The organism is Agarivorans sp. QJM3NY_30 (assembly GCF_050870855.2).
Taxonomy (GTDB): Bacteria; Pseudomonadota; Gammaproteobacteria; order Enterobacterales; family Celerinatantimonadaceae; genus Agarivorans.
Map to the genome: position 1 here is coordinate 1,236,186 of NZ_CP194038.2, position 19,687 is coordinate 1,255,872.

Genomic DNA, 19,687 nt, shown 5'->3' on the forward strand with positions numbered 1-19,687 from the left:
ATGTTAGTAAACGTTGACACAAGAGTCAAACTTGCTATATTTGTTAGCTATAACTAACACATAAGGAAAAATTATGTCGTGGGATTCAGCATCACTTGAATTACTCGCTAAAGCACATCCAGATTGGAGTGTTGATAGCGAAGGTGGTTGTTTGTGCATTAGTAATGATGAAGGTATCGATGCCTTTGCTTACATTGGTGAGCAACAAATGCTAATTGAAGTTGTTTTGTTTAGCTGCGATTCGGTGACCGATAGTGTGAAATTGAATGATTTGATTTTACGCACGCATCACCTGTTACCCTTGTCGGCCGTTGGCATTAAACGCATCGGTGATAAAGATTACTACACCGCATTTGGTGCCTTATCAACCCAAAGCGTTGATGCTGTCGTCATTGAAGAAATAGAAACCCTCTATTCGAATGTGAGTGAGTTTATCGAATTGTATAGTGAGTTTACCCAGCAGGAGATATCAGTATGAGCTTAAAACGTATTTGGAATGCCATTCGCGGTGCGACCAATGAAAGCTTAGAGGCTGTCGCAGATAGCCAATCAATGCGGATTTTGGACCAAGAGTTACGCGATGCTAAATCGGAGCTTGAAGCCTGCGATCGCAACCTCACCACCATTATGGCGAAACGTAAGTTAGCCCAAACCAAGGTTGAAAGTTTAAGCGCAGATATCGATACTTATACCAACCATGCGGTTGCGGCGAGTGAAAAAGGAGATGAAACCTTGGCGCTTGAGTGTGCCGAGCGGGTGTCTAATTTGGAAGTGCAATTAGCCACTGAACAAGAGATCTATAATAGTTACCTGAATACCGAAACGTCGCTTAAGAGCAATATCGCTAAAGCCAAGGCCAGCGTGAAACGTTTGGGGATCCAAATTGATCAGGTGAAGGCGACAGAGTCTTTACAAAAAGCTCAAGTTGCGGGATCTTCACATCATGTGGGTGCGAATTCTAAAGTGAAAACTGCACTTGACAGTTTAGAGCGGATAAAAGAGAAACAAGCGCTGCGCAGTGCCGAGCTTTCTGCCGCTGAGGAGCTGGCCGCCGAAGATAGTGGTAGTAACTTAGACGAGCGACTCAAACAAGCGGGCATTGAACCTGGCGGTCAATCCACCGGTAGTGATAAACTCAAGCAGATATTGGCCCAAAAAAAGGCAAAATAAGTGCTGCTATATAAAGTGCGCCGATTATTTTCGGCGCTTTTTTTTCGTGCTAACGGCACCGCAATAGCCATCTCAGTGCTATTGTATGTTCTCATTTCTTATTACAGCTTAATGCTGGTAGGCGAACGCGCCTTAGTTCATAGTGAAACCTTTCTATATTGGATAGTGGTGACTGCATCGACTGTTGGCTACGGCGATTTTGGGCCCAGTACGCCACTGGGACGTTTAATTGTCAGCTTGTGGGTTATTCCAATTGGGATCAGTATCTTTGCGGTGGTGATTACCAAAGTCGGTTTTGTGATCAATGATATTTACACTAGAGGGGCACGAGGGAAACGCATGTTGAAACTCTCCAATCATACTGTGATTATTGGCTGGAATGGCGCCAGAACATTGCGCCTAGTCGAGCTACTCACTGCTGCGACCAATGATTCTACAGAGACCGTGTTGCTCTGTGTCGACAGCGATATAGAGAATCCTTTGCCCGGTAAGATTGAGTTTGTGCAGGTTGACTCTTTTTCTCATGCTGAGACCATGGCTCGTACTAATCTTGCCCAGGCGAGCAGAATTATTATTGATACTGAGCAAGACGATGTGACGCTGACCTGCGCGCTCTATTGTGCCAAGCTCAATCCGCAGTGTCACAAGACGGCCTACTTACAAGACCCTACCATTGCTGAACTATTGCTCAGCCATTGCCCTCGGGTTGAAGTGATCCCATCGGTTACTGTGGAAATGTTAGCCCGCTCGGCGATGGATCCCGGTTCGGCTCAGGTTCATCAACAGTTACTTGATACTACCCACGGAATGACCCAATATGCTGTGCACTATATGGACTCATCTTCGCTGCCATTTTCCGATGTCTTCCAGCATTTTAAAGAAAACTTACAGGCCACCATTATTGGTTTAAAAGTGGCTGGTAGTCAGCACTTACAACTGAACCCGAGTTTGGATACCACGCTCAACCAAGGAGATGCCTTGTATTATATTGCGGCGCGGCGCTTAAACTCTGATGAGTGTTTTAATTCACCGAAGATAGGATAGTTGCTATGTTTAAGTCTTTGTTTAGTCGACATAAGCCTGAACCTGACAAATATGCAGGGACCCCCGCCATTATGGGGCTTAAGTTGGGTGGCAGTTTTGAACTGGACGCGCTGGCACTGAAGTTAGTGATGGCCGATATGGTGGTGAGTCAGGTCGCTCCCACTCAAATTATTCAATCGGCAGGCATTGTCGACTTAGATGATACGACCATCTATCGTTTTTACACCGATGATGAAGGTTTCTTGCAAGTGGTAGCCAATGGTGAAGGTGAAGAAAATGTGGTGGATGTGAAAATGTTTCATTACTACGATACCCTCGATGTGGCTAATCAAAGCGAATGGGATCGTTTGCTGAAGCAGGAAATTGGCGCAAACACTTATCAGTTGGAAGGACATACATATCATCGGGTATGGACCTCGACCACCGATTATCATAATCCGGTACATATGGAAGAGAAGACCTATCAGGATAATATGGACTTTTCCAGCACCGACCAGTTTACTATGCTATTTGAGCGTGAATTGCCTAGCGGTGAAATGGAATCGCTGTTTCTATCGGCCGAAGAGGTGCTGAACAATAACGCTTTGGAACGCTGCCTGGTGATTAGCACCGGCATGACGATTTCACCAACCCAAATTACTATTCACGGATAAAGGACCAGAACATGGAATCATCGGAACTATTACTCGCCGTCGCAAATTTTGCGATTTACTTTATCGCATCTATTGTTTTCTTGATGTTATTTAAGGTGATTTATGTGCGTGTAACGCCGCATGACGAGTGGGCGCTGATTAAGGAGGGCAAAAATACCAGTGCTGCCATCGCCTTTGGTGGGGCTGTTTTAGGTTTTGCTTTAGCTTTAGCGGGCGCTGCCAGTAACTCTATTTCTTTTGTTGATTATGCGCTGTGGGGACTCATTGCCTTAGTGGCACAAATTGCCGCTTTTGTGATTGTGCGTTTTGTATTTATCCCTGGCATTGTGTCGCGAATAGAAGCCAACGAAGTCAGTGCTGGGATCATGTTAGCCGCGACCAGTGTGTCGGTAGGATTATTAAATGCAGCTTGCATGACCTACTAGGAGGCGCTATGAAACGTTCTAAGTTTATTAACTTATCGGCAATGCGCAAACTCCCTGTTAGCGCTCCTTCATTTATAGTGAAACCTCTAGTCGTGGCGGTGTCGGCAGCCATGTTGAGTGCCTGTTCTGAGCCTCAAGAAGATGCGATTGTGATTGAGTCCATCGATGATTGTGTTACTAAAACGACCTTTAACGAGCAACAATGTGCAGCGGTCTATCGTAATGCGGAGTTAGAAGCCGAGCGAACTGCACCTAAGTATAGTAGCCGCCAAGACTGTGAAGAAAGCTTTGGTTATGACGGTTGTCGAGCTAGCAGTAGCGGTTTCTTCATGCCGTTGATGTACGGCTATTTATTTGGCCGGATGATGGATCCCAGCCGCCCATCCTCGGTGTATAAATATAATCAGCCGGGGTCATCCTATCGCGATTCGATTATCACTGCCGATGGTTCGGTGATTGGTAAAGCTGGCCAGAGAAACTATAAAGTAGGACAGTCGGCTTATAAGAGTAAACCGACTGTAACCAAAACCGTCTCTCGTGGCGGCTTCGGGGCGAAGGCCTCGGCGAAGTCTTCCTGGGGGGGCTCTAAATCGAGCTGGGGTGGTTAAGGGTGCTACGCGTTCCCACCGGTGAACGACCGCATTGGCAGCAACAAGCCAAAGAATATGGCTTTAACTACCACACCATGTATGGTGACAAGTATTGGGATGAGTCGGCCTATTATCAATTCACCCTTGAGCAAGTTGAGCGTGGTATCGAAGCGCCCACCGAAGCTATCCACCAAATGTGCCTTGAAGTCGTCGCGAAGGTGGTTCACGATGAACAGTTAATGCGGCGTTTTTGTATACCTGAAAAGCACTGGGATTTCGTTCGACAATCCTGGTTAAAAGGCGATCCCTGTTTATATTCGCGACTAGATTTTTGCTACGACGGTAAAGGCGACGCGAAGTTATACGAGAACAATGCCGACACGCCAACCTCGGTATACGAGACTGGCTTTTGGCAATGGTTGTGGCTTAAAGACAAGGTTGATCATGGGCAATTGAACCCAAATAGTGATCAGTTTAATAGCCTTCAGGAAAAGTTGGTTAACCGCTTTAGTGATTTACAATACTTAACGCCCGATCGGGTATTGCATTTTTCCTGTTGTAAAGACACTGATGAAGATCGAGGCACGGTGCAATATTTAGAAGACTGCGCCATTGCCGCAGGCCTTGAGACCAAGTTTGTATTTGTCGAAGATATTGGCATGGATAGGGAGCAGCGCTTTACTAATCTTGATGATGAGGTAATCAGCTGGATGTTTAAGCTCTATCCTTGGGAATTTATGTTAGATGAGCAATTTGGTGAGCATCTCGGGCAACAAAATATTCGTTGGTTGGAACCGCCTTGGAAAAGCATTCTGTCGAATAAAGCCCTGTTGCCGATGTTGTGGAAGATGTTCCCCGGCCACCCCAATCTACTCCCGGCTTTTTTTGAAGATGAAGTGAAACAGGCGAATTTCAGTAAGGGCATGGTGAAAAAACCAATTTTTTCTCGTGAAGGCTCAAATATATCCATCTTGCATGGCGACGCTGAAATAGAGCATACGCCAGGTCCCTATGGGGAAGAGGGTTATATTTATCAGGCGCTGCACCAGTTACCTAAATTTGCTGAAAATTACACTTTAATTGGTAGTTGGCTGGTAGATGATCAGGCTGCAGGCATGTCGATCCGAGAAGATAGCAGCTTAGTTACCCAAGACATGAGTCGTTATCTGCCGCATATTATTTTATAAATTGAGGCGCGCATTGCAAGCACGCCTGCTTGGTGAGTTGATTCGCCAAGCCAAACCTCTGCACGGCTTTTATATGTACCTAAGCCGTGTTTATTTTAAGGTTTTTTAGCCTGAGTTAAGCCTGCTACAATAAAGCTCTTATTTGATTCAGTGTCGCCTGTAGGCGTTGTTGAAAACCACTTTTAATTATCTAAAGGAAGGGCGAATGCGCTTAGTTTCGTGGAATGTGAATGGGATCAGGGCGGTGATGAAAAAGGACTTTATGTCCTTTTTCGAGGCGATGCAAACCGATGTCTTGTGTTTACAAGAAACCAAGGCCCAAGACGATCAAGTATTGGCCGCTCTGGAATCCTTGCAAGGCTATCATATTTACAGTAACTCGGCGGTGAAAAAAGGCTACTCTGGTACTGCGATTCTGAGTAAAGAAAAACCGCTTGCTGTTGAATACGACATGGGGATTGAAGAACACGACCAAGAAGGTCGGGTGATTGCAGCCGAATACCAAGAGTTCATTCTGGTTACTGTATATACACCCAATTCGGGCAGCGAATTAAAGCGTTTAGATTATCGCCAACAGTGGGATGCGGACTTTTTAAGCTACTTGAAGAGCCTCGAAGCGCGTAAGCCCGTGTTAGTTTGCGGTGACTTAAATGTGGCCCACAAAGACATCGATTTGGCTCGGCCCAAGCCAAATTACAATAAAAGTGCTGGTTATATGCAGGCCGAGATCGATGGCATTGATAATTTAACTGCCGCAGGTTTTGTCGATACCTTCCGCCTGAAGAAGCAAGATGAAGTTAAATACAGCTGGTGGAGCTATCGAGCTGGTGCTCGTGGCCGTAACATTGGCTGGAGAATTGATTACTTCCTTGTCTCTGAGGCTTTTGCTGATAAGGTGAGTGATGCCGATATTCTTAATGAGGTGATGGGCTCCGATCATTGTCCTGTGCAGGTTGATTTAGCCCTATAATTTCCCGAGCTAGAACCGATGGTGAGTGAGTCTTTGCTTCCATCGGTCGGCTTGCATTTTGGTGCAACATTCCGCTTTGTCTTAAATTTACATTCGCCACTAAAGGTCAACACTTTCTCATCTTGGAGCTAGCCCGCCTACCGCTTTTGGGTTGGATACCATCGACGCAATTTGGGGCGCATCTTATTATAGGATCTAGTCGGTAGTCCTTATGGGGATGCCCATACCAAGCTAACTCATCATCTGTTGATTCTTACTGGCCTAAATCAGCACGAACTGTGTTATGTATCTTGTAATTAGAGCCACTAGTTACTGTACTTCATACTTGGTTCTTGGCAGATTTATTCGGCGTAATAAGCTGATCATATTATCTATCAGATTGGTATTAGTGTTTGCTGTCGTGATTATCTTGCAATATCCGTCCAAAATAACCGCGTAGGCTAATCAGCATGATGAGGCTCGGCACGACCATTATAGCTGTGAGAACAAAGAACAGTGGCCAAGAGTTGAGCATATCGGCCAGCGAGCCACTGAAGGAGGCGAGGGTGGTTCGGCCTAGGTTACCTAAAGAGGCGAGCAGCGCATATTGAGTGGCTGAAAAAGCTTGGCCAGTTAATGTGGTTAAAAACGAGACAAAGGCGACGGTGGCAAAGGCACTGGTAAAGTTGTCGACGATGATGGTGGCCAAAAACAACTGCTCGTCTGGACCCGTAGAGGCTATCCAGGCAAACATTAAGTTGCTGCTTGCCATCGCAACGCCGCCTAACATGAGTCCTTTTATCACGCCAAAACGCACGTTGAAGGCACTACCGACTAAAGTAAATAATACCGTTGCCCCCCAACCAATGAGTTTAGAGTAATGACCAATTTGCTCATTACTAAAGCCAATTTCCCGATAGAAGGGGATCGACATGCGCCCTAAAAACGCTTCGCCAATTTTAAATAGAAAAACAAACATCAGTAGGGTGATCGCAACTCGCACGCCGTTGCGACGAAAGAAGTCGATAAACGGTTCGGCCACGGTCACCGTGAGCCACGCGACAATCGGTGAATGGGTACCAAGATACTGGGCGTGCCGTTGTTCCGCTTGTTGTTGCAGAGCATCCCGATCGGTGATGGGTTCTTTAACCAACAGGGTAAATAACATGAGCAACGCTACGATGCCACACATCCCTAAATAGACACCATTCCAACCAATAGCATCGGCGTTAATAAACGCTAAGTATCCGGGAAGTGAATATCCTGTCCACCAACCGATGACCGCCATGGCCGAGGCTTGGGGCAAGCGATGCGAATCGGCTTTGCTAAAACTATCGATGCGAAAGGCATCGATAGCGATGTCTTGGGTAGCAGAAGCCGTGGCGATACACAGGGCTAGCATCGATGTGACCATTAAACTATTGGCTGGGTTAAACTTTGCGATAGCAAAGGTGCATATCAAGACGATAGCTTGACAGCAAAAAATCCAACTTCGGCGTTGGCCAAGCCAGCGATGAAATAGTGGCAATTTAACTCGGTCGACTAAGGGCGCCCATAGAAAGTTAATGGCATAAACAATGAACACCGAGCCAAAGTAGCCGATGGCAGAACGGGTGAGTCCTGCATCAGTGAGCCAGCCAGACATGTTTGAGCCAATCAGGACCCAAGGAAAACCGCTGGCACAACCGAGCATAAATACCCATAGCAGTCGTTTATCTAAATAAGAACGAAAGGTCTGTGACCAAGTTGGCGATGAGTTCATTTACTGCTCAGTTGTGTTGTAACAGAATTATTAAGGTTGAGATGGGTCTATTAATACCACGTCTTCGATGATCACTTTCTGGACTGGTACGTTACGCATCCCTGGGACGGGACCAGTTTTTGTGGGTTGATTGACTATCTTATCGATGACATCCATACCAGAAATGACTTCGGCAAATACCGCATAACCGAATTTTTTAGGGCTGCCATCGAGGTAGGGGTTATCAACAACATTGACAAAAAACTGGCGGGTTGCGCTATTGGGATCATTGGTTCGTGCCATCGCTACGGTGCCACGCTTGTTGTTTAAGCCATTTTTAGATTCATTTTCGATGGGTTTGTAGCTATCGACTTCTTCATAATTAATAGAGTAGCCGCCTGCTTGTACCATAAAGCCGGGAATGGTGCGGTGAAACAAAGTGCCTTTATAGCTACCGTCTTCGACATAACGTAAAAAGTTGGCCACGGTTTTTGGGGCTTGTTGTGGTTTGAGCTGTAATTGGAATTCACCGAGATTAGTCACAAACTTTACTGTTTGCGCCCAGCTGGCGACGCTGAAAAGTGCCAGACTGATGGTGAACAGGGTATTGCGGAAAAAACGCCAATTCATGGTTGATACTCCATTACTTCTATTAGTTGTGGGTCACTTGCGATTTCAGCTAATAACTCAGAAAGTTGTTGATTCATTGCCTCGGCTTGTTTATTTACATCTACTTTAAAGGCGCCTTCATTGGTATGAATTGAGCGAAATTCCTTATCTAAAGTTTTAGTCGGGGTGTCTACGGTCACTTTGATGCGTATGGTCGTGCTGGCACTGTATTTTACGCTCCCTTGCTCAACACGAGAGGCGAGTTCGTTAATATCTACCCGGATTGTGTTGGGTGAGGCGGGGACAAACCCCAGGCCTTGTTGCTGCCAAGCTGCGCTAAGCTGCTGCTCAATGGACGAACGTAAATTGCTGCCACTGGCAATTAGTTCGGCTTGCTCTTGATCACCGTGATGAATGCTGATTAAAAATCGATTTGGGCGTAAATCTTGGGAATGAATCGCCGCAATAATGGAATGCTGGGTGACATCGCTCAGTTGTACCTGTGGATTTAACTGCACTTGTTGTGGTCGACTACTACAAGCGCTTAAGCCGAATAGTAATATCACCAATGTAAATAGATTCTTCAAGTGGTTCACCTTTTCTGGTTAATTAACGTTTCGTGCAACCGAGGATAACAAATTTGTTATTGCTCGCCAGCAACTTATAGCCACCAAAGTAAGATTTTAATAGTGCTTGGTAGCTCAAATGGCGATTTGCGACGACGGCGAGCATGCCATTGCTACGTAAACAGCGTTTGGCGTCGCGAAACATTTGCCGAGCAATATGAGTAGAAATGGTGTTTTGTTGATGGAAGGGCGGATTACATAATACCAGATCCGCAGAGTTGTCGGCTTGATGTTCTAAAGCGTTATCATGAATAAACTCACATCGATTAAGCGCCTCAGGATGATTCAGTTGTACGTTATTTTTTGCTGAGGCCAAAGCCATCAGTGATTCGTCGGCAAAGGTGACCGAGGCCTCGGGGTAGAGTTCTAGGGCTCTTAAGCCGAGTAGACCATTTCCACAGCCTAAATCGACAACGCTGGCAAACTCACCTCGCGGCAAATGTTGTAGCATGAAGCGGGTACCAATGTCGAATTTGGCGAAACAAAATACGTTGGCGTGATCATTCAGTTGCCACTGGTATTCCTCTATCGTCCAAGCTTTGGGATAGCGAGAGCTCGAGCACTTACCTTGATAGTGACTAAATAGGAGGCGGGCCTTCTTTTTCGCTAACGAGGTGTTCACTTCACCGAGATGTTTTTCAAACAGATTAAACACCGATTTGGGCAATCCTTTGAGCATCACGCCACAAACCAGTAAGCTTGCGTTATTCATGGCATTTTGTAGTGCAATGAGCTGGTGTTCCAGATAGTTTAAGCTCTTGGGTAAACGCATTAGGACTAAGTCAGCTTGAGGCATGACATCGATGCTACTAATTATATTTATGCTTTCCCCATTAAGCTGATTAGCTTGAATATTTTGCGCTAAAGCTTGCTGGGCGATAAAGGAGTCACTCAACCAAGTGATTTGGCAATGGCGTAAATTAGGGTGAGCCAAGAGTGCGCAGGCTAGGCCGCCAAATTCATCGTTGAGCAGCAAAATATGTTGAAGGTTTGTACTAAGCTCAAAGGCATACTCTAACAATAATTCGTCAGCAGCGTTCCAAGCGCGTAGCTCATCAGCAGACTGTTTTGGGTAACGAGCTAAGTTTAACTCTACGGGAGCGATGATGAGTTGTTGATGCATATTGGAATGGTAGCGTGCTGGCCTTGAATCGTGCCAGCAGTGTATCTAAGTTAATGGCTAAACGAAAGGCGCAGAAAAGGTCGTGAATCAGTTGTCAGATGAGATTATTCTTTATAAGCATTGGTTAAGTCCGGCAAATGTGGATAGATTGTTCCAATCTTTGCTTGCAGAATTGCCCTGGCAACAGCATCAAATTCGTTTATTTGGGAAGACTTGTTTGGAGCCCCGATTGTCGGTTTGGTTAGGTGATGCGGAGGCGGCGTATCGCTATTCTGGAGAATGGCGACAACCTTTGACTTGGCCTGAATTTTTAATACCAATAAAGGCTGCATTGCAGCAGCATACAGGGCAGCGTTTTAATAGTGCTTTGGTGAATTTATACCGTGACGGTCACGACTATATGGGCTGGCATAGTGATAATGAAGCCCAATTAGGTCTACGACCGATTATCGCTTCATTAAGCTTAGGCGCGTCCCGGCGTTTTGTTTTCCGTGACAAATCCACCAGATCTAAGCTGCAGTATCTGCTTGGATCTGGTGATTTATTATTGATGAATGGTTTGTCTCAACAGCAGTGGCAACATAGTTTGCCAAAAGCGCTTAAAGTAAAACAGCCGAGGATCAATTTAACCTTTCGTTATACAATGCCAACAATTGAATCTATGAAGGAATAGAAGATGCGGGTTGAAACACAAGTTAGCGAGAAATTAAAGCAGCATTTTTCACCTGAGTACTTAGCGGTGGTTAACGAGAGCCATATGCACAATGTGCCCGCAGGCTCTGAAAGTCATTTCAAAGTCACGATTGTTAGTGAACTATTTCAAGAAAAAACTCGTATTCAGTGTCACCGAGAGGTTAATAAAGTTCTTGCTGAGGAACTAAAGCAAGATATTCATGCTTTAGCAATCCACGTATTTACCCCCGAACGATGGGATAAACAACAGCAAGTGCCAGTATCACCAAACTGTCGTGGTGGTTAATCGTTCTGCACGAAGCGTTGCTTAAACACATGAGCATTAAAATAAGGATTGTTTTATGCGGGTGTATATTAAATGCCTATTTCTAGGTTTTTTGTTGAGTGCTTGTAATGGTGACCAGAGTGATAGTCAATCAGCGCAGCGAACTCAATATAAATGGACTTTGGTAACTTCATGGCCTAAAAATTTACCGGGACTTGGGGTGACCTCGGAACGTTTTGCTGAAGAAGTCTATGCAATGAGTGGTGGGCGAATGCAAATAAGTGTCTATGGTGCAGGGGAGCTTTATCCAGCCTTAGATGTATTTGATGTTGTTGCTCAAGGTAAGGTCGAGATGGGCCACAGTGCGGCCTATTATTGGCAAGACCGATTGCCAGCTGCTGTTTTTTTTAGCGCGCTGCCTTTTGGGATGGCAGCTAAAGATCTGAATGCTTGGTTGTACCTTGGCGGCGGTTTGGCGCTATGGCGAGAACTCTATGCGCCATATAATTTGCTGCCTTATCCCGGAGGAAACACCGATGCGCAGATGGGAGGCTGGTTTAATAAAAAAATAAACACGATGGATGATTTCAAGCAGTTGAAAATGCGTCTTCCCGGATTAGGGGCCAAGGTGCTGGAAATGGCTGGAGGTTTGCCCTTGGCTTTACCTGCGGATCAACTTTATCAAGCGCTGCGTGACGGCGATATTGATGCGGTGGAGTGGGTCGGCCCATATAATGACTTGGCGTTTGGCTTTCATAAAGTTGCCAAGTATTACTACTATCCGGGGTGGCATGAGCCAAGCACTACCCTTGAATTTATTATCAATAAGGAAGCCTTTGCTACACTACCCGATGATCTAAAAAGAATTATTGAGAATGCGACCAAGGTCGTAAATCAAGAAACTTTGAGTGAGTATGTGGTCTACAATGTGGAGGCATTAACCATATTGGCTAATGAGCATGGTGTGGATATTGTTCCGTTCCCACCACAAGTATTGGCGCAATTAAAAGACTATAGTTTGACGGTTATAGAACAACTTGCGAACAAAGACCCGTCTTTTGCAAAGGTGCTTAACAGTTACCGACGGTTTCAATTTGGCGTAAGTAAAAATAATCAATTAAAACTGGCTCCGACCAGTTTAGAATAAACGTAAGTTAAGCAAATTTAAGGTGCTTATCGCAAATTATTAAAAAGATTCTTGTTAAGTTATTAGCTAACCCATTGTTTAAGGTTGATAACAAGCTCGTAACACTTAAGTCGAATAGGTTATATTTTTGGGCTTTTTCTTTGGAGAATTGGGGTTGATTGGTGCTAGAATACAGTCGTTTTCTGTGGCTTGTTAGTTAATTGTCGAAGACTTGTTAGCTAATTACTTAAATTTAAGTGCAAAATTCACACAGGCGTTATTGCTCGTCTTCCGACCCAACACATGTGTAAGAGAGTATGATTACAATAAATAAAGGACTTGATCTGCCTATTAAAGGCGATCCCAAACAGCAAATAGTAGACGCGTCTATTGTTACCAGAGTGGCTGTACTCGGCGAAGATTATGTTGGCATGCGTCCAACAATGAAAGTACGAGTGGGTGATGTGGTAAGCCAAGGTCAGACGTTGTTCGAAGATAAGAAGAACCCCGGCGTTGTATTTACGGCTCCTTGCGCTGGAACCATTCAAGATATTAACCGCGGCGCGCAGCGGGTATTACAATCTGTCGTGATTGAGAAACAGGCAGGTGACAGTATTGATTTTGGTGCTTTAAGCGATGCCGAAATTGATAGCGTAGCGCGATCTGAACTTGTGGATAAACTCGTAAATTCTGGCCAATGGGTCGGTTTTAGAACGCGTCCATTTAGTAAAGTGCCAGCGATAGATTCAACACCTTCCGCAATTTTTGTGACCGCGATTGATACCAATCCTTTAGCCGCGGATCCGACGGTTGTGATTGCGCAGAACGAAAGTGCTTATCTTACCGGATTACGGGTGTTATCTCGTTTAACTGATGGAGAGATATTCGTTTGTAAGGCTAATGTGAGTTTGCCGAAGTCGGATGCTGCTCGGGTCGAAGAGCATGTGTTTGCAGGACCGCATCCAGCAGGTTTAGCGGGGACTCACATTCACATGCTAAAACCAGCAAGCGCACAACGTACCGTTTGGTCGGTCTCTTATCAAGACGTGATTGCGATAGGGCATTTGCTGCAAAGTGGTAAAATTTATAATCAGCGAGTGATTGCCTTAGCGGGTCCGGTGGTCAAAGAACCACGCTTGTTGCGCACCGAACTCGGTGCCGAGATTAGTCAATTGATTGATGGCGAACTAGTCGATGGTGAGCACCGAGTGATTTCTGGCAGTGTATTGCTGGGCAATCATGCGGTTGGTCCGCATTGTTTCCTAGGCCGTTACCATCAACAGGTTGTGGCTTTAGAAGAAGGTTATGAGAAAGAGTTTATGGGCTGGGCTGTACCCGGCACCAATAAGTTCTCCTTAGCGCGTATATTCGTCTCTGGTCTGAATAAAAGTAAGTTGTTCTCGTTCACCACGACTACTGGCGGTAGCGCCCGTGCCATGGTGCCGATTGGTCAATATGAGCGGGTGATGCCCTTAGATATTTTGCCAACATTGTTACTTCGAGACCTATTGTCAAATGATAGTGATAGTGCGCAACAACTTGGTTGCTTAGAGCTTGATGAAGAAGATTTAGCGCTATGTACCTTTGTATGTCCCGGCAAATACGAATACGGTAGCGTGTTACGTGATTGTTTGACCAAGATTGAGAAGGAAGGTTAAGCATGAGTCTTAAGCATTTTATTGAAAAAATCGAACCTCAGTTTCTACCTGGCGGTAAACATGAAAAGTGGTTCGCGCTTTATGAAGCCACCGCCACCTTTTTATATTCACCGGGTTTAGTGACCAACAAAAATACCCACGTTCGTGATGCAATTGATTTAAAACGGATCATGATTTTTGTGTGGGCGGCACTAATGCCCGCTATGTTTTTTGGTATGTATAATGCCGGAATGCAAGCGAATGAAGCCATTATTGCGGGTTACTCGGCTCCTGACGATTGGCATATTGCGTTACTTGGTTTGCTCGGCGTGCCGATGGGCGCAGATGCCGGTTGGATAGCATCGATGCTCTATGGCGCGGTATTCTTCCTACCGATTTACTTAACCGCATTTGTGGTGGGTGGATTCTGGGAAGTTTTATTTGCCTCGGTACGCGGCCATGAGGTTAACGAAGGTTTTTTTGTGACCTCTATTTTGTTTGCTTTAACTTTGCCAGTGACGATGCCTTTATGGCAGGTGGCACTGGGGGTTACTTTTGGCGTAGTTGTTGCGAAAGAAGTGTTTGGAGGCACCGGAAAGAACTTCCTTAATCCTGCTTTAGCGGGGCGTGCGTTCTTGTTCTTCGCATATCCAACCGCGATATCTGGAGATGCAGTTTGGACCGCTGTGGATGGTTATTCTGGCGCGACACCACTCAGTGTGGTTGCCGCTCAAGGTATCGACGGTTTAGCAGCGCAAGGCATTTCTTGGAGCGATGCATTTTTTGGCTTTATTCAAGGTTCTAGTGGTGAAACTTCAACTTTCTTACTGGCTTTGGGCGGATTGTTCCTCATTTTCACTCGTATCGCTTCGTGGCGAATTGTAGCGGGTGTATTGGCGGGAATGGTCGCAACCAGCTTGTTGTTGAATGTTATTGGTTCAGATAGCAATATGATGTTCCAATTACCCCCGCATTGGCATTTGGTACTTGGTGGTTTTGCCTTAGGTATGTTCTTTATGGCCACAGACCCAGTATCGGCATCGTTTACTAATAAAGGTAAGTGGTGGTATGGCGGGCTTATCGGCTTGATGGTGGTGCTTATTCGAGTCGTGAACCCAGCTTTCCCCGAAGGTATGATGTTAGCTATTTTGTTCGCCAATTTATTTGCTCCAATCTTCGACTACTTTGTAGTTCAAGCCAATATCAAACGGAGGCTTGCTCGCGATGGCCAGTAATGATTCCTTAGCCAAAACCATTAAGGTTGTTATTGGCGTTAGTTTAGTGTGTTCTATTGTGGTCTCGCTGGCAGCTGTAGGTTTGCGTGGCATGCAGCAGCAAAACGCATTGGAAGATAAGCAGAAGAATATTTTAGCGGTATCTGGGGTGGCCCTCGATGGTCGTAAGGTGGCAGACGTTTATGCTGAAGTCATTGAACCGCGCGTGATTGATTTAGATACCGGAAGCTTCGTCGCTAAAGATAAGGTCAATCCAAATACCTTTGAACAACGCAAGGCTGCTAAAGATCCGAGTACCAGTATTCGGATGCCGGGCGATGAAGACATTGCAGGTATTATACGTCGTTCTAATTTTGCCAGTGTTTACTTAGTAAAAACGTCTTCTGGAACCATTGACCGAGTGATTTTACCCTTGCATGGTCGTGGCTTGTGGTCAACGATGTATGCCTTCTTGGCGGTACAGCCAGACGGTAATACGGTCGATGCGCTGGTTTATTATGACCAGGGTGAGACACCGGGACTTGGTGGTGAGGTGGCTAATCCACGTTGGCAAGCCAAATTTGTTGGCAAGAAGCTATATGATGCTGGCGGTCAAGCAGCGATTACCGTGATTAAAGGGACTGCTCCTGCAGACTCACCCTCTGAGGTCGATGGTTTATCAGGTGCGACCCTTACGAGTAAGGGGGTCGATAACACCTTTAAATTTTGGTTAAGTGACAAAGGCTTCGGTAAGTTCCTGACCAAATTGCAACAAGGAGAGCTAATCAATGGCTGATGCTAAGGAAACCAAAAAAGTTTTATTTGGCCCAGTTATCGCCAATAACCCCATCGCATTGCAAGTGTTGGGTGTTTGTTCAGCGTTAGCAGTGACCAGCAAATTAGAAACGGCATTTGTAATGACCATTGCGGTTATGCTGGTAACAGCCTTTTCTAACCTGTTTATTTCGATGATTCGGAATCATATTCCAAGCAGTGTGCGGATTATCGTGCAAATGGCAATTATTGCCTCCTTGGTGATTGTGGTTGACCAAGTATTGAAAGCTGTGGTTTATGATATCTCCAAACAACTTTCGGTATTTGTTGGCTTGATTATTACCAACTGTATTGTGATGGGGCGTGCCGAAGCATTTGCCATGAAAGAGCCACCATTGAAGTCTTTTCTCGATGGTATTGGGAATGGCCTGGGTTACGGTGCGGTATTGATGTCGGTCGGTGTGATTCGAGAACTATTCGGTTCTGGTTCGTTATTTGGGATTGAAATCTTACCATTGATTAATAACGGCGGTTGGTATCAACCTAACGGCTTGTTATTACTGCCCGCATCAGCATTCTTTGTGATTGGTTTATTAATCTGGGGATTGCGTAGCATTTATCCAGAACAAGTAGAGCCGAAGGAGTAGGCGCGTGGAACATTATATTAGTTTGTTAGTGCGCTCTATTTTTATTGAAAATATGGCGCTGGCTTTCTTGTTAGGGATGTGTACTTTCCTAGCCGTTTCAAAGAAAGTTAAAACAGCCTTTGGTTTAGGGGTCGCGGTCACCGTGGTTCTGGGTATTTCGGTACCGGTAAACCAAATTATCTATTTCAATTTGTTAGCACCTGGCGCGCTGGATTGGGCTGGTTTACCCGATGCCGATCTAAGCTTCCTTGGCTTCATTACCTTTATTGGGGTAATTGCTGCGTTAGTACAAATTCTTGAGATGGTATTGGATAAATACTTTCCTGCACTGTATCAAGCCTTGGGTATTTTCCTACCACTGATTACTGTGAACTGTGCCATCTTTGGTGGTGTTTCATTCATGGTGCAACGTGAGTACAGCTTAGCTGAGTCCGCTGTGTATGGTATCGGTAGTGGTATTGGCTGGATGTTAGCGATTGTTGCTTTAGCGGGTATTCGTGAAAAAATGAAGTATTCAGATGTGCCTGATGGCTTACGTGGTTTAGGGATTACCTTTATTACCGCGGGTTTGATGGCGATGGCGTTTATGTCGTTCTCGGGCGTTCAGCTTTAAGACGGCCAATAACTACAAGGAAAATTAGTCGATGGAAATTATTCTCGGCGTAACTATGTTTACCTTGCTTGTCTTGGCTTTAGTGACAATCATTTTGTTTGCTAAGTCGAAGCTGGTAAGTTCTGGTGACATACAAATTCTTATTAATGATGATCCAGCCAAGGCAATTACTACTCAGGCGGGTAATAAATTGTTGGGTGTACTGGGTAATTCAGGCATTTTTGTATCATCGGCTTGTGGCGGTGGTGGCTCATGTGGCCAGTGTCATGTGCATATTCATGAAGGTGGTGGTGATATTTTACCCACCGAGCTTGATCATATTAGTAAGCGAGATGCGGCAGATGGCATGCGTTTGGCTTGTCAGGTGAACGTCAAGCAAGACATGAAGATCTCTTTACCCGAAGAAATTTTTGGGGTAAAAAAATGGGCTTGCGAAGTTATCTCTAATGACAACAAAGCTACTTTCATTAAAGAGTTGAAGTTGCAGATCCCTGATGGTGAGTCAGTTCCGTTTCGTGCGGGTGGTTATATTCAAATTGAAGCGCCGGCCCACCATGTAAAATATTCAGATTTTGATATTGAAGAGCAGTATCGTGGCGATTGGGAACACTTTGGCTTCTTTAATTTAGAATCAAAAGTAGATGACGAGACCATTCGAGCTTACTCAATGGCCAACTACCCAGAGGAAGAAGGTATTATTATGTTGAACGTGCGGATTGCAACGCCGCCGCCAAACAACATGAGCCTACCCTGTGGTAAAATGTCATCGTTTATCTTTAACTTAAAAGCGGGTGATAAAGTCACAATTTCTGGGCCATTTGGTGAGTTCTTTGCCAAAGATACCGAAGCAGAAATGGTGTTTATTGGTGGTGGTGCAGGTATGGCGCCAATGCGTTCGCATATCTTCGATCAGCTTAAGCGTCTTAGCTCTAAGCGTAAGATTAGCTTCTGGTACGGGGCTCGTTCTCGTCGAGAGATTTTCTATGAAGAAGATTTTGATATGCTGGCTCGCGAGAATGAAAACTTCGAGTGGCATGTCGCCTTGTCTGATCCGCAACCGGGAGATGACTGGGAAGGTAAAACTGGCTTTATTCATAATGTCTTGTTTGAAAACTATCTACGAGACCACGATGCGCCTGAAGACTGCGAATACTATATGTGTGGTCCTCCGGTGATGAATGCTGCGGTGATTAATATGCTTAAAGAGCTCGGTGTTGAAGATGAAAACATTCTACTTGATGACTTTGGTGGTTAATTGGTGAGAATGATTAAGTTTTGGCTAGCCCTTATTGGGCTAGCTTTTTTCGTTAGTGGCTGTAGTGAGCAAAACAATTTGTATACCTTACAAATTGAGGGGCGCACTATGGGAACTTACTATCAAATTAAAGTGGTTGAACCTCGAGATCAGTTACCGAAAGGCGCAGCGTTACAGCAAAAAATTGATAAGTTGCTACGTCAAGTTAATCTAGAAATGTCAACCTATTTACCGAACTCTGAATTGTCTTTGTTTAATCAATTTCAAAGTGGAGAACCGAAACACATTTCGGCAAATTTAGCTAAAGTGATGGCAGCGTCATTACAGATCTCTGAAGAGTCAGCTGGCGCTTTCGATGTCACGGTGGGTCCTTTGGTTAATTTATGGGGCTTTGGTCCAGAAGGTCGTCCCAACAAACGTCCCGATGAGCAAGCGCTGAAACAAGCCAGAGAGCGTATTGGTTATCATCACCTTACTTTAAATGGCCAATTACTGAGTAAAGATTTAGCGAGTTTATACGTCGACCTTTCCGCTATTGCTAAAGGCCATGGTGTTGACCGTGTTGCTGAATTGATCGAGAGTGAAGGCTTTCATAATTTCATGGTGGATATTGGTGGTGAGCTACGCTTAAAGGGTCATAATGACAAGGCTCTGAGCTGGCGGATCGCGGTAGAAAAACCAGTGGTAGAGCAACGCGCAGTACAAAAAATTATAGCGCCCGGAGATAACGGTGTTGCAACCTCGGGTGATTATCGTAATTACTTTGAGCAAGATGGTATTCGTTACTCGCATACCATTAATCCTAAAACGGGTCAGCCGATTGCCAATCATATTGTATCGGTCACAGTGATCGCTGCTACCAGTATGATGGCAGACGGCTACGCGACGGCGCTTACGGTTATGGGGGTGGATCAAGCCTTAGCTTTTGCCGAAAAGCATCAATTGGCGATTTATATTATCGATAAGCAAGGGGATGAGTTTGTTGAACACCTTAGTTCAGCTTTTATTCCCTTTATCATCCAACAATAAACGAAGGAGTACTGTCGAAATGGCTTATTTTCTTGTGACATTTGTGTTTTTTGTTGTGGTGATTACCGCGATGGCTGTGGGCTATATTTTTCAGAAGAAAACCATTAGCGGGAGTTGCGGTGGTATCGCATCGCTTGGAATTGAAAAGGTTTGTGATTGTCCTGAGCCTTGCGATAAACGAAAAGCCAAGATGGCTTTAGTCGAACAGAAACAAAAAGCGCGCCAAGCGATGTTAGATGAACATCGGATTATTTAAAGCGCGTGCTAGGCATGATGCGATATTTAAAACAGCGCTTTACAGCGCTGTTTTTGTTTAT

General features: G+C 45.1%; 23 protein-coding genes. 19 read left to right on the forward strand and 4 right to left on the reverse strand.

The genetic code is table 11. The features are described from left to right. Positions 1 to 73: 73 nt before the first annotated feature. The 8 genes from ACRRSX_RS05640 to ACRRSX_RS05675 all read left to right on the forward strand — a co-directional run bounded on the left by ACRRSX_RS05640 (position 74) and on the right by ACRRSX_RS05675 (position 6,039). Positions 74 to 478, forward strand: coding sequence for a DUF2170 family protein (locus ACRRSX_RS05640; protein ID WP_432454174.1), 405 nt, complete (start codon positions 74 to 76; stop codon positions 476 to 478). Beyond that, positions 475 to 1,170, forward strand: coding sequence for a PspA/IM30 family protein (locus ACRRSX_RS05645; protein WP_432454173.1), 696 nt, complete (start codon positions 475 to 477; stop codon positions 1,168 to 1,170). Before ACRRSX_RS05640 ends, ACRRSX_RS05645 begins: the two co-directional genes overlap by 4 nt. Next, positions 1,171 to 2,214, forward strand: coding sequence for an ion channel (locus ACRRSX_RS05650; protein WP_432454172.1), 1,044 nt, complete (start codon positions 1,171 to 1,173; stop codon positions 2,212 to 2,214). A gap of 5 nt (positions 2,215 to 2,219) precedes the next feature. Further along, positions 2,220 to 2,867, forward strand: a complete 648-nt coding sequence (locus ACRRSX_RS05655; protein ID WP_432454171.1) for a YjfK family protein — start codon at positions 2,220 to 2,222, stop codon at positions 2,865 to 2,867. Positions 2,868 to 2,878: 11 nt separating this feature from the next. Then, entirely contained in the window at positions 2,879 to 3,292 is a 414-nt protein-coding gene (locus ACRRSX_RS05660) for a DUF350 domain-containing protein (RefSeq protein WP_432454170.1), read from the forward strand. Positions 3,293 to 3,300: 8 nt separating this feature from the next. Further along, on the forward strand, positions 3,301 to 3,900 hold the full coding sequence (locus tag ACRRSX_RS05665) for a DUF1190 domain-containing protein (RefSeq protein ID WP_432454169.1): 600 nt from the start codon (positions 3,301 to 3,303) through the stop codon (positions 3,898 to 3,900). 2 nt (positions 3,901 to 3,902) lie between these two features. Next, positions 3,903 to 5,069 (forward strand): glutathionylspermidine synthase family protein, encoded by a 1,167-nt coding sequence (locus tag ACRRSX_RS05670; protein ID WP_432454168.1) that lies wholly within the window; start codon positions 3,903 to 3,905, stop codon positions 5,067 to 5,069. A gap of 205 nt (positions 5,070 to 5,274) precedes the next feature. Next, a complete protein-coding gene (locus tag ACRRSX_RS05675) occupies positions 5,275 to 6,039 on the forward strand; it encodes an exodeoxyribonuclease III (protein WP_432454167.1) in 765 nt (254 codons plus the stop codon). A 385-nt stretch (positions 6,040 to 6,424) separates the two neighbouring features. On the opposite strand, the gene ACRRSX_RS05680 is transcribed toward ACRRSX_RS05675, so the two are convergent. The 4 genes from ACRRSX_RS05680 to ACRRSX_RS05695 are packed head-to-tail and all read right to left on the reverse strand — an operon-like array spanning position 6,425 to position 10,117. After that, the gene (locus tag ACRRSX_RS05680) at positions 6,425 to 7,780 is read right to left on the reverse strand and encodes an AmpG family muropeptide MFS transporter (protein ID WP_432454166.1); all 1,356 of its coding nucleotides are present in this window, start codon (positions 7,778 to 7,780) and stop codon (positions 6,425 to 6,427) included. A gap of 30 nt (positions 7,781 to 7,810) precedes the next feature. Next, a complete protein-coding gene (locus ACRRSX_RS05685) occupies positions 7,811 to 8,389 on the reverse strand; it encodes a peptidylprolyl isomerase (RefSeq protein ID WP_432454165.1) in 579 nt (192 codons plus the stop codon). After that, positions 8,386 to 8,955, reverse strand: coding sequence for a YajG family lipoprotein (locus ACRRSX_RS05690; protein ID WP_432454164.1), 570 nt, complete (start codon positions 8,953 to 8,955; stop codon positions 8,386 to 8,388). The genes ACRRSX_RS05685 and ACRRSX_RS05690 overlap by 4 nt, the downstream gene beginning before the upstream one ends. Positions 8,956 to 8,977: 22 nt before the next feature. Beyond that, positions 8,978 to 10,117 carry a methyltransferase gene (locus ACRRSX_RS05695; protein ID WP_432454163.1) on the reverse strand — a complete coding sequence of 380 codons (1,140 nt, stop codon included), beginning with the start codon at positions 10,115 to 10,117 and terminating at the stop codon, positions 8,978 to 8,980. Between the two features lie 82 nt (positions 10,118 to 10,199). Between ACRRSX_RS05695 and ACRRSX_RS05700 the strand changes: the two genes are divergently transcribed. The 11 genes from ACRRSX_RS05700 (at position 10,200) to nqrM (ending at position 19,626) form a co-directional block, all read left to right on the forward strand. Next, entirely contained in the window at positions 10,200 to 10,790 is a 591-nt protein-coding gene (locus tag ACRRSX_RS05700; protein ID WP_432454162.1) for an alpha-ketoglutarate-dependent dioxygenase AlkB family protein, read from the forward strand. A gap of 3 nt (positions 10,791 to 10,793) precedes the next feature. Further along, positions 10,794 to 11,096 (forward strand): BolA family protein, encoded by a 303-nt coding sequence (locus tag ACRRSX_RS05705; protein WP_432454161.1) that lies wholly within the window; start codon positions 10,794 to 10,796, stop codon positions 11,094 to 11,096. Between the two features lie 55 nt (positions 11,097 to 11,151). Next, positions 11,152 to 12,222, forward strand: a complete 1,071-nt coding sequence (locus ACRRSX_RS05710; protein WP_432454160.1) for a TRAP transporter substrate-binding protein — start codon at positions 11,152 to 11,154, stop codon at positions 12,220 to 12,222. 296 nt (positions 12,223 to 12,518) lie between these two features. Further along, positions 12,519 to 13,859: a Na(+)-translocating NADH-quinone reductase subunit A gene (locus tag ACRRSX_RS05715; RefSeq protein WP_432454159.1), complete on the forward strand. Its 1,341-nt coding sequence runs from the start codon at positions 12,519 to 12,521 to the stop codon at positions 13,857 to 13,859. Positions 13,860 to 13,861: 2 nt separating this feature from the next. After that, positions 13,862 to 15,073: an NADH:ubiquinone reductase (Na(+)-transporting) subunit B gene (locus tag ACRRSX_RS05720; RefSeq protein WP_432454158.1), complete on the forward strand. Its 1,212-nt coding sequence runs from the start codon at positions 13,862 to 13,864 to the stop codon at positions 15,071 to 15,073. Further along, positions 15,063 to 15,848 carry a Na(+)-translocating NADH-quinone reductase subunit C gene (locus tag ACRRSX_RS05725; RefSeq protein ID WP_432454157.1) on the forward strand — a complete coding sequence of 262 codons (786 nt, stop codon included), beginning with the start codon at positions 15,063 to 15,065 and terminating at the stop codon, positions 15,846 to 15,848. The genes ACRRSX_RS05720 and ACRRSX_RS05725 overlap by 11 nt, the downstream gene beginning before the upstream one ends. Continuing rightward, the gene (locus ACRRSX_RS05730; RefSeq protein WP_432454156.1) at positions 15,841 to 16,473 is read left to right on the forward strand and encodes an NADH:ubiquinone reductase (Na(+)-transporting) subunit D; all 633 of its coding nucleotides are present in this window, start codon (positions 15,841 to 15,843) and stop codon (positions 16,471 to 16,473) included. Before ACRRSX_RS05725 ends, ACRRSX_RS05730 begins: the two co-directional genes overlap by 8 nt. Positions 16,474 to 16,477: 4 nt before the next feature. After that, positions 16,478 to 17,086, forward strand: a complete 609-nt coding sequence (nqrE, locus tag ACRRSX_RS05735; protein ID WP_432454155.1) for an NADH:ubiquinone reductase (Na(+)-transporting) subunit E — start codon at positions 16,478 to 16,480, stop codon at positions 17,084 to 17,086. 31 nt (positions 17,087 to 17,117) lie between these two features. After that, the gene (gene nqrF, locus ACRRSX_RS05740) at positions 17,118 to 18,341 is read left to right on the forward strand and encodes an NADH:ubiquinone reductase (Na(+)-transporting) subunit F (RefSeq protein WP_432454154.1); all 1,224 of its coding nucleotides are present in this window, start codon (positions 17,118 to 17,120) and stop codon (positions 18,339 to 18,341) included. A 9-nt stretch (positions 18,342 to 18,350) separates the two neighbouring features. Beyond that, positions 18,351 to 19,370, forward strand: a complete 1,020-nt coding sequence (locus ACRRSX_RS05745) for an FAD:protein FMN transferase (protein ID WP_432454153.1) — start codon at positions 18,351 to 18,353, stop codon at positions 19,368 to 19,370. Positions 19,371 to 19,389: 19 nt separating this feature from the next. Then, positions 19,390 to 19,626: a (Na+)-NQR maturation NqrM gene (nqrM, locus tag ACRRSX_RS05750; protein WP_432454152.1), complete on the forward strand. Its 237-nt coding sequence runs from the start codon at positions 19,390 to 19,392 to the stop codon at positions 19,624 to 19,626. The last annotated feature ends 61 nt before the right edge of the window (positions 19,627 to 19,687 follow it).

Excerpts from the sequence above, each read along its gene's own strand:
- ACRRSX_RS05655 (WP_432454171.1), top strand. The coding sequence starts at position 2,220 with ATGTTTAAGTCTTTGTTTAGTCGACATAAGCCTGAACCTGACAAATAT.
- ACRRSX_RS05640 (WP_432454174.1), top strand. The coding sequence starts at position 74 with ATGTCGTGGGATTCAGCATCACTTGAATTACTCGCTAAAGCACATCCA.
- ACRRSX_RS05685 (WP_432454165.1), bottom strand. The coding sequence starts at position 8,389 with ATGAATTGGCGTTTTTTCCGCAATACCCTGTTCACCATCAGTCTGGCA.
- ACRRSX_RS05675 (WP_432454167.1), top strand. The coding sequence starts at position 5,275 with ATGCGCTTAGTTTCGTGGAATGTGAATGGGATCAGGGCGGTGATGAAA.
- ACRRSX_RS05745 (WP_432454153.1), top strand. The coding sequence starts at position 18,351 with ATGATTAAGTTTTGGCTAGCCCTTATTGGGCTAGCTTTTTTCGTTAGT.
- ACRRSX_RS05665 (WP_432454169.1), top strand. The coding sequence starts at position 3,301 with ATGAAACGTTCTAAGTTTATTAACTTATCGGCAATGCGCAAACTCCCT.
- ACRRSX_RS05730 (WP_432454156.1), top strand. The coding sequence starts at position 15,841 with ATGGCTGATGCTAAGGAAACCAAAAAAGTTTTATTTGGCCCAGTTATC.
- ACRRSX_RS05710 (WP_432454160.1), top strand. The coding sequence starts at position 11,152 with ATGCGGGTGTATATTAAATGCCTATTTCTAGGTTTTTTGTTGAGTGCT.
- ACRRSX_RS05680 (WP_432454166.1), bottom strand. The coding sequence starts at position 7,780 with ATGAACTCATCGCCAACTTGGTCACAGACCTTTCGTTCTTATTTAGAT.
- nqrM (WP_432454152.1), top strand. The coding sequence starts at position 19,390 with ATGGCTTATTTTCTTGTGACATTTGTGTTTTTTGTTGTGGTGATTACC.
- ACRRSX_RS05720 (WP_432454158.1), top strand. The coding sequence starts at position 13,862 with ATGAGTCTTAAGCATTTTATTGAAAAAATCGAACCTCAGTTTCTACCT.
- ACRRSX_RS05695 (WP_432454163.1), bottom strand. The coding sequence starts at position 10,117 with ATGCATCAACAACTCATCATCGCTCCCGTAGAGTTAAACTTAGCTCGT.
- ACRRSX_RS05715 (WP_432454159.1), top strand. The coding sequence starts at position 12,519 with ATGATTACAATAAATAAAGGACTTGATCTGCCTATTAAAGGCGATCCC.
- nqrF (WP_432454154.1), top strand. The coding sequence starts at position 17,118 with ATGGAAATTATTCTCGGCGTAACTATGTTTACCTTGCTTGTCTTGGCT.
- ACRRSX_RS05645 (WP_432454173.1), top strand. The coding sequence starts at position 475 with ATGAGCTTAAAACGTATTTGGAATGCCATTCGCGGTGCGACCAATGAA.
- ACRRSX_RS05725 (WP_432454157.1), top strand. The coding sequence starts at position 15,063 with ATGGCCAGTAATGATTCCTTAGCCAAAACCATTAAGGTTGTTATTGGC.
- ACRRSX_RS05705 (WP_432454161.1), top strand. The coding sequence starts at position 10,794 with ATGCGGGTTGAAACACAAGTTAGCGAGAAATTAAAGCAGCATTTTTCA.
- ACRRSX_RS05660 (WP_432454170.1), top strand. The coding sequence starts at position 2,879 with ATGGAATCATCGGAACTATTACTCGCCGTCGCAAATTTTGCGATTTAC.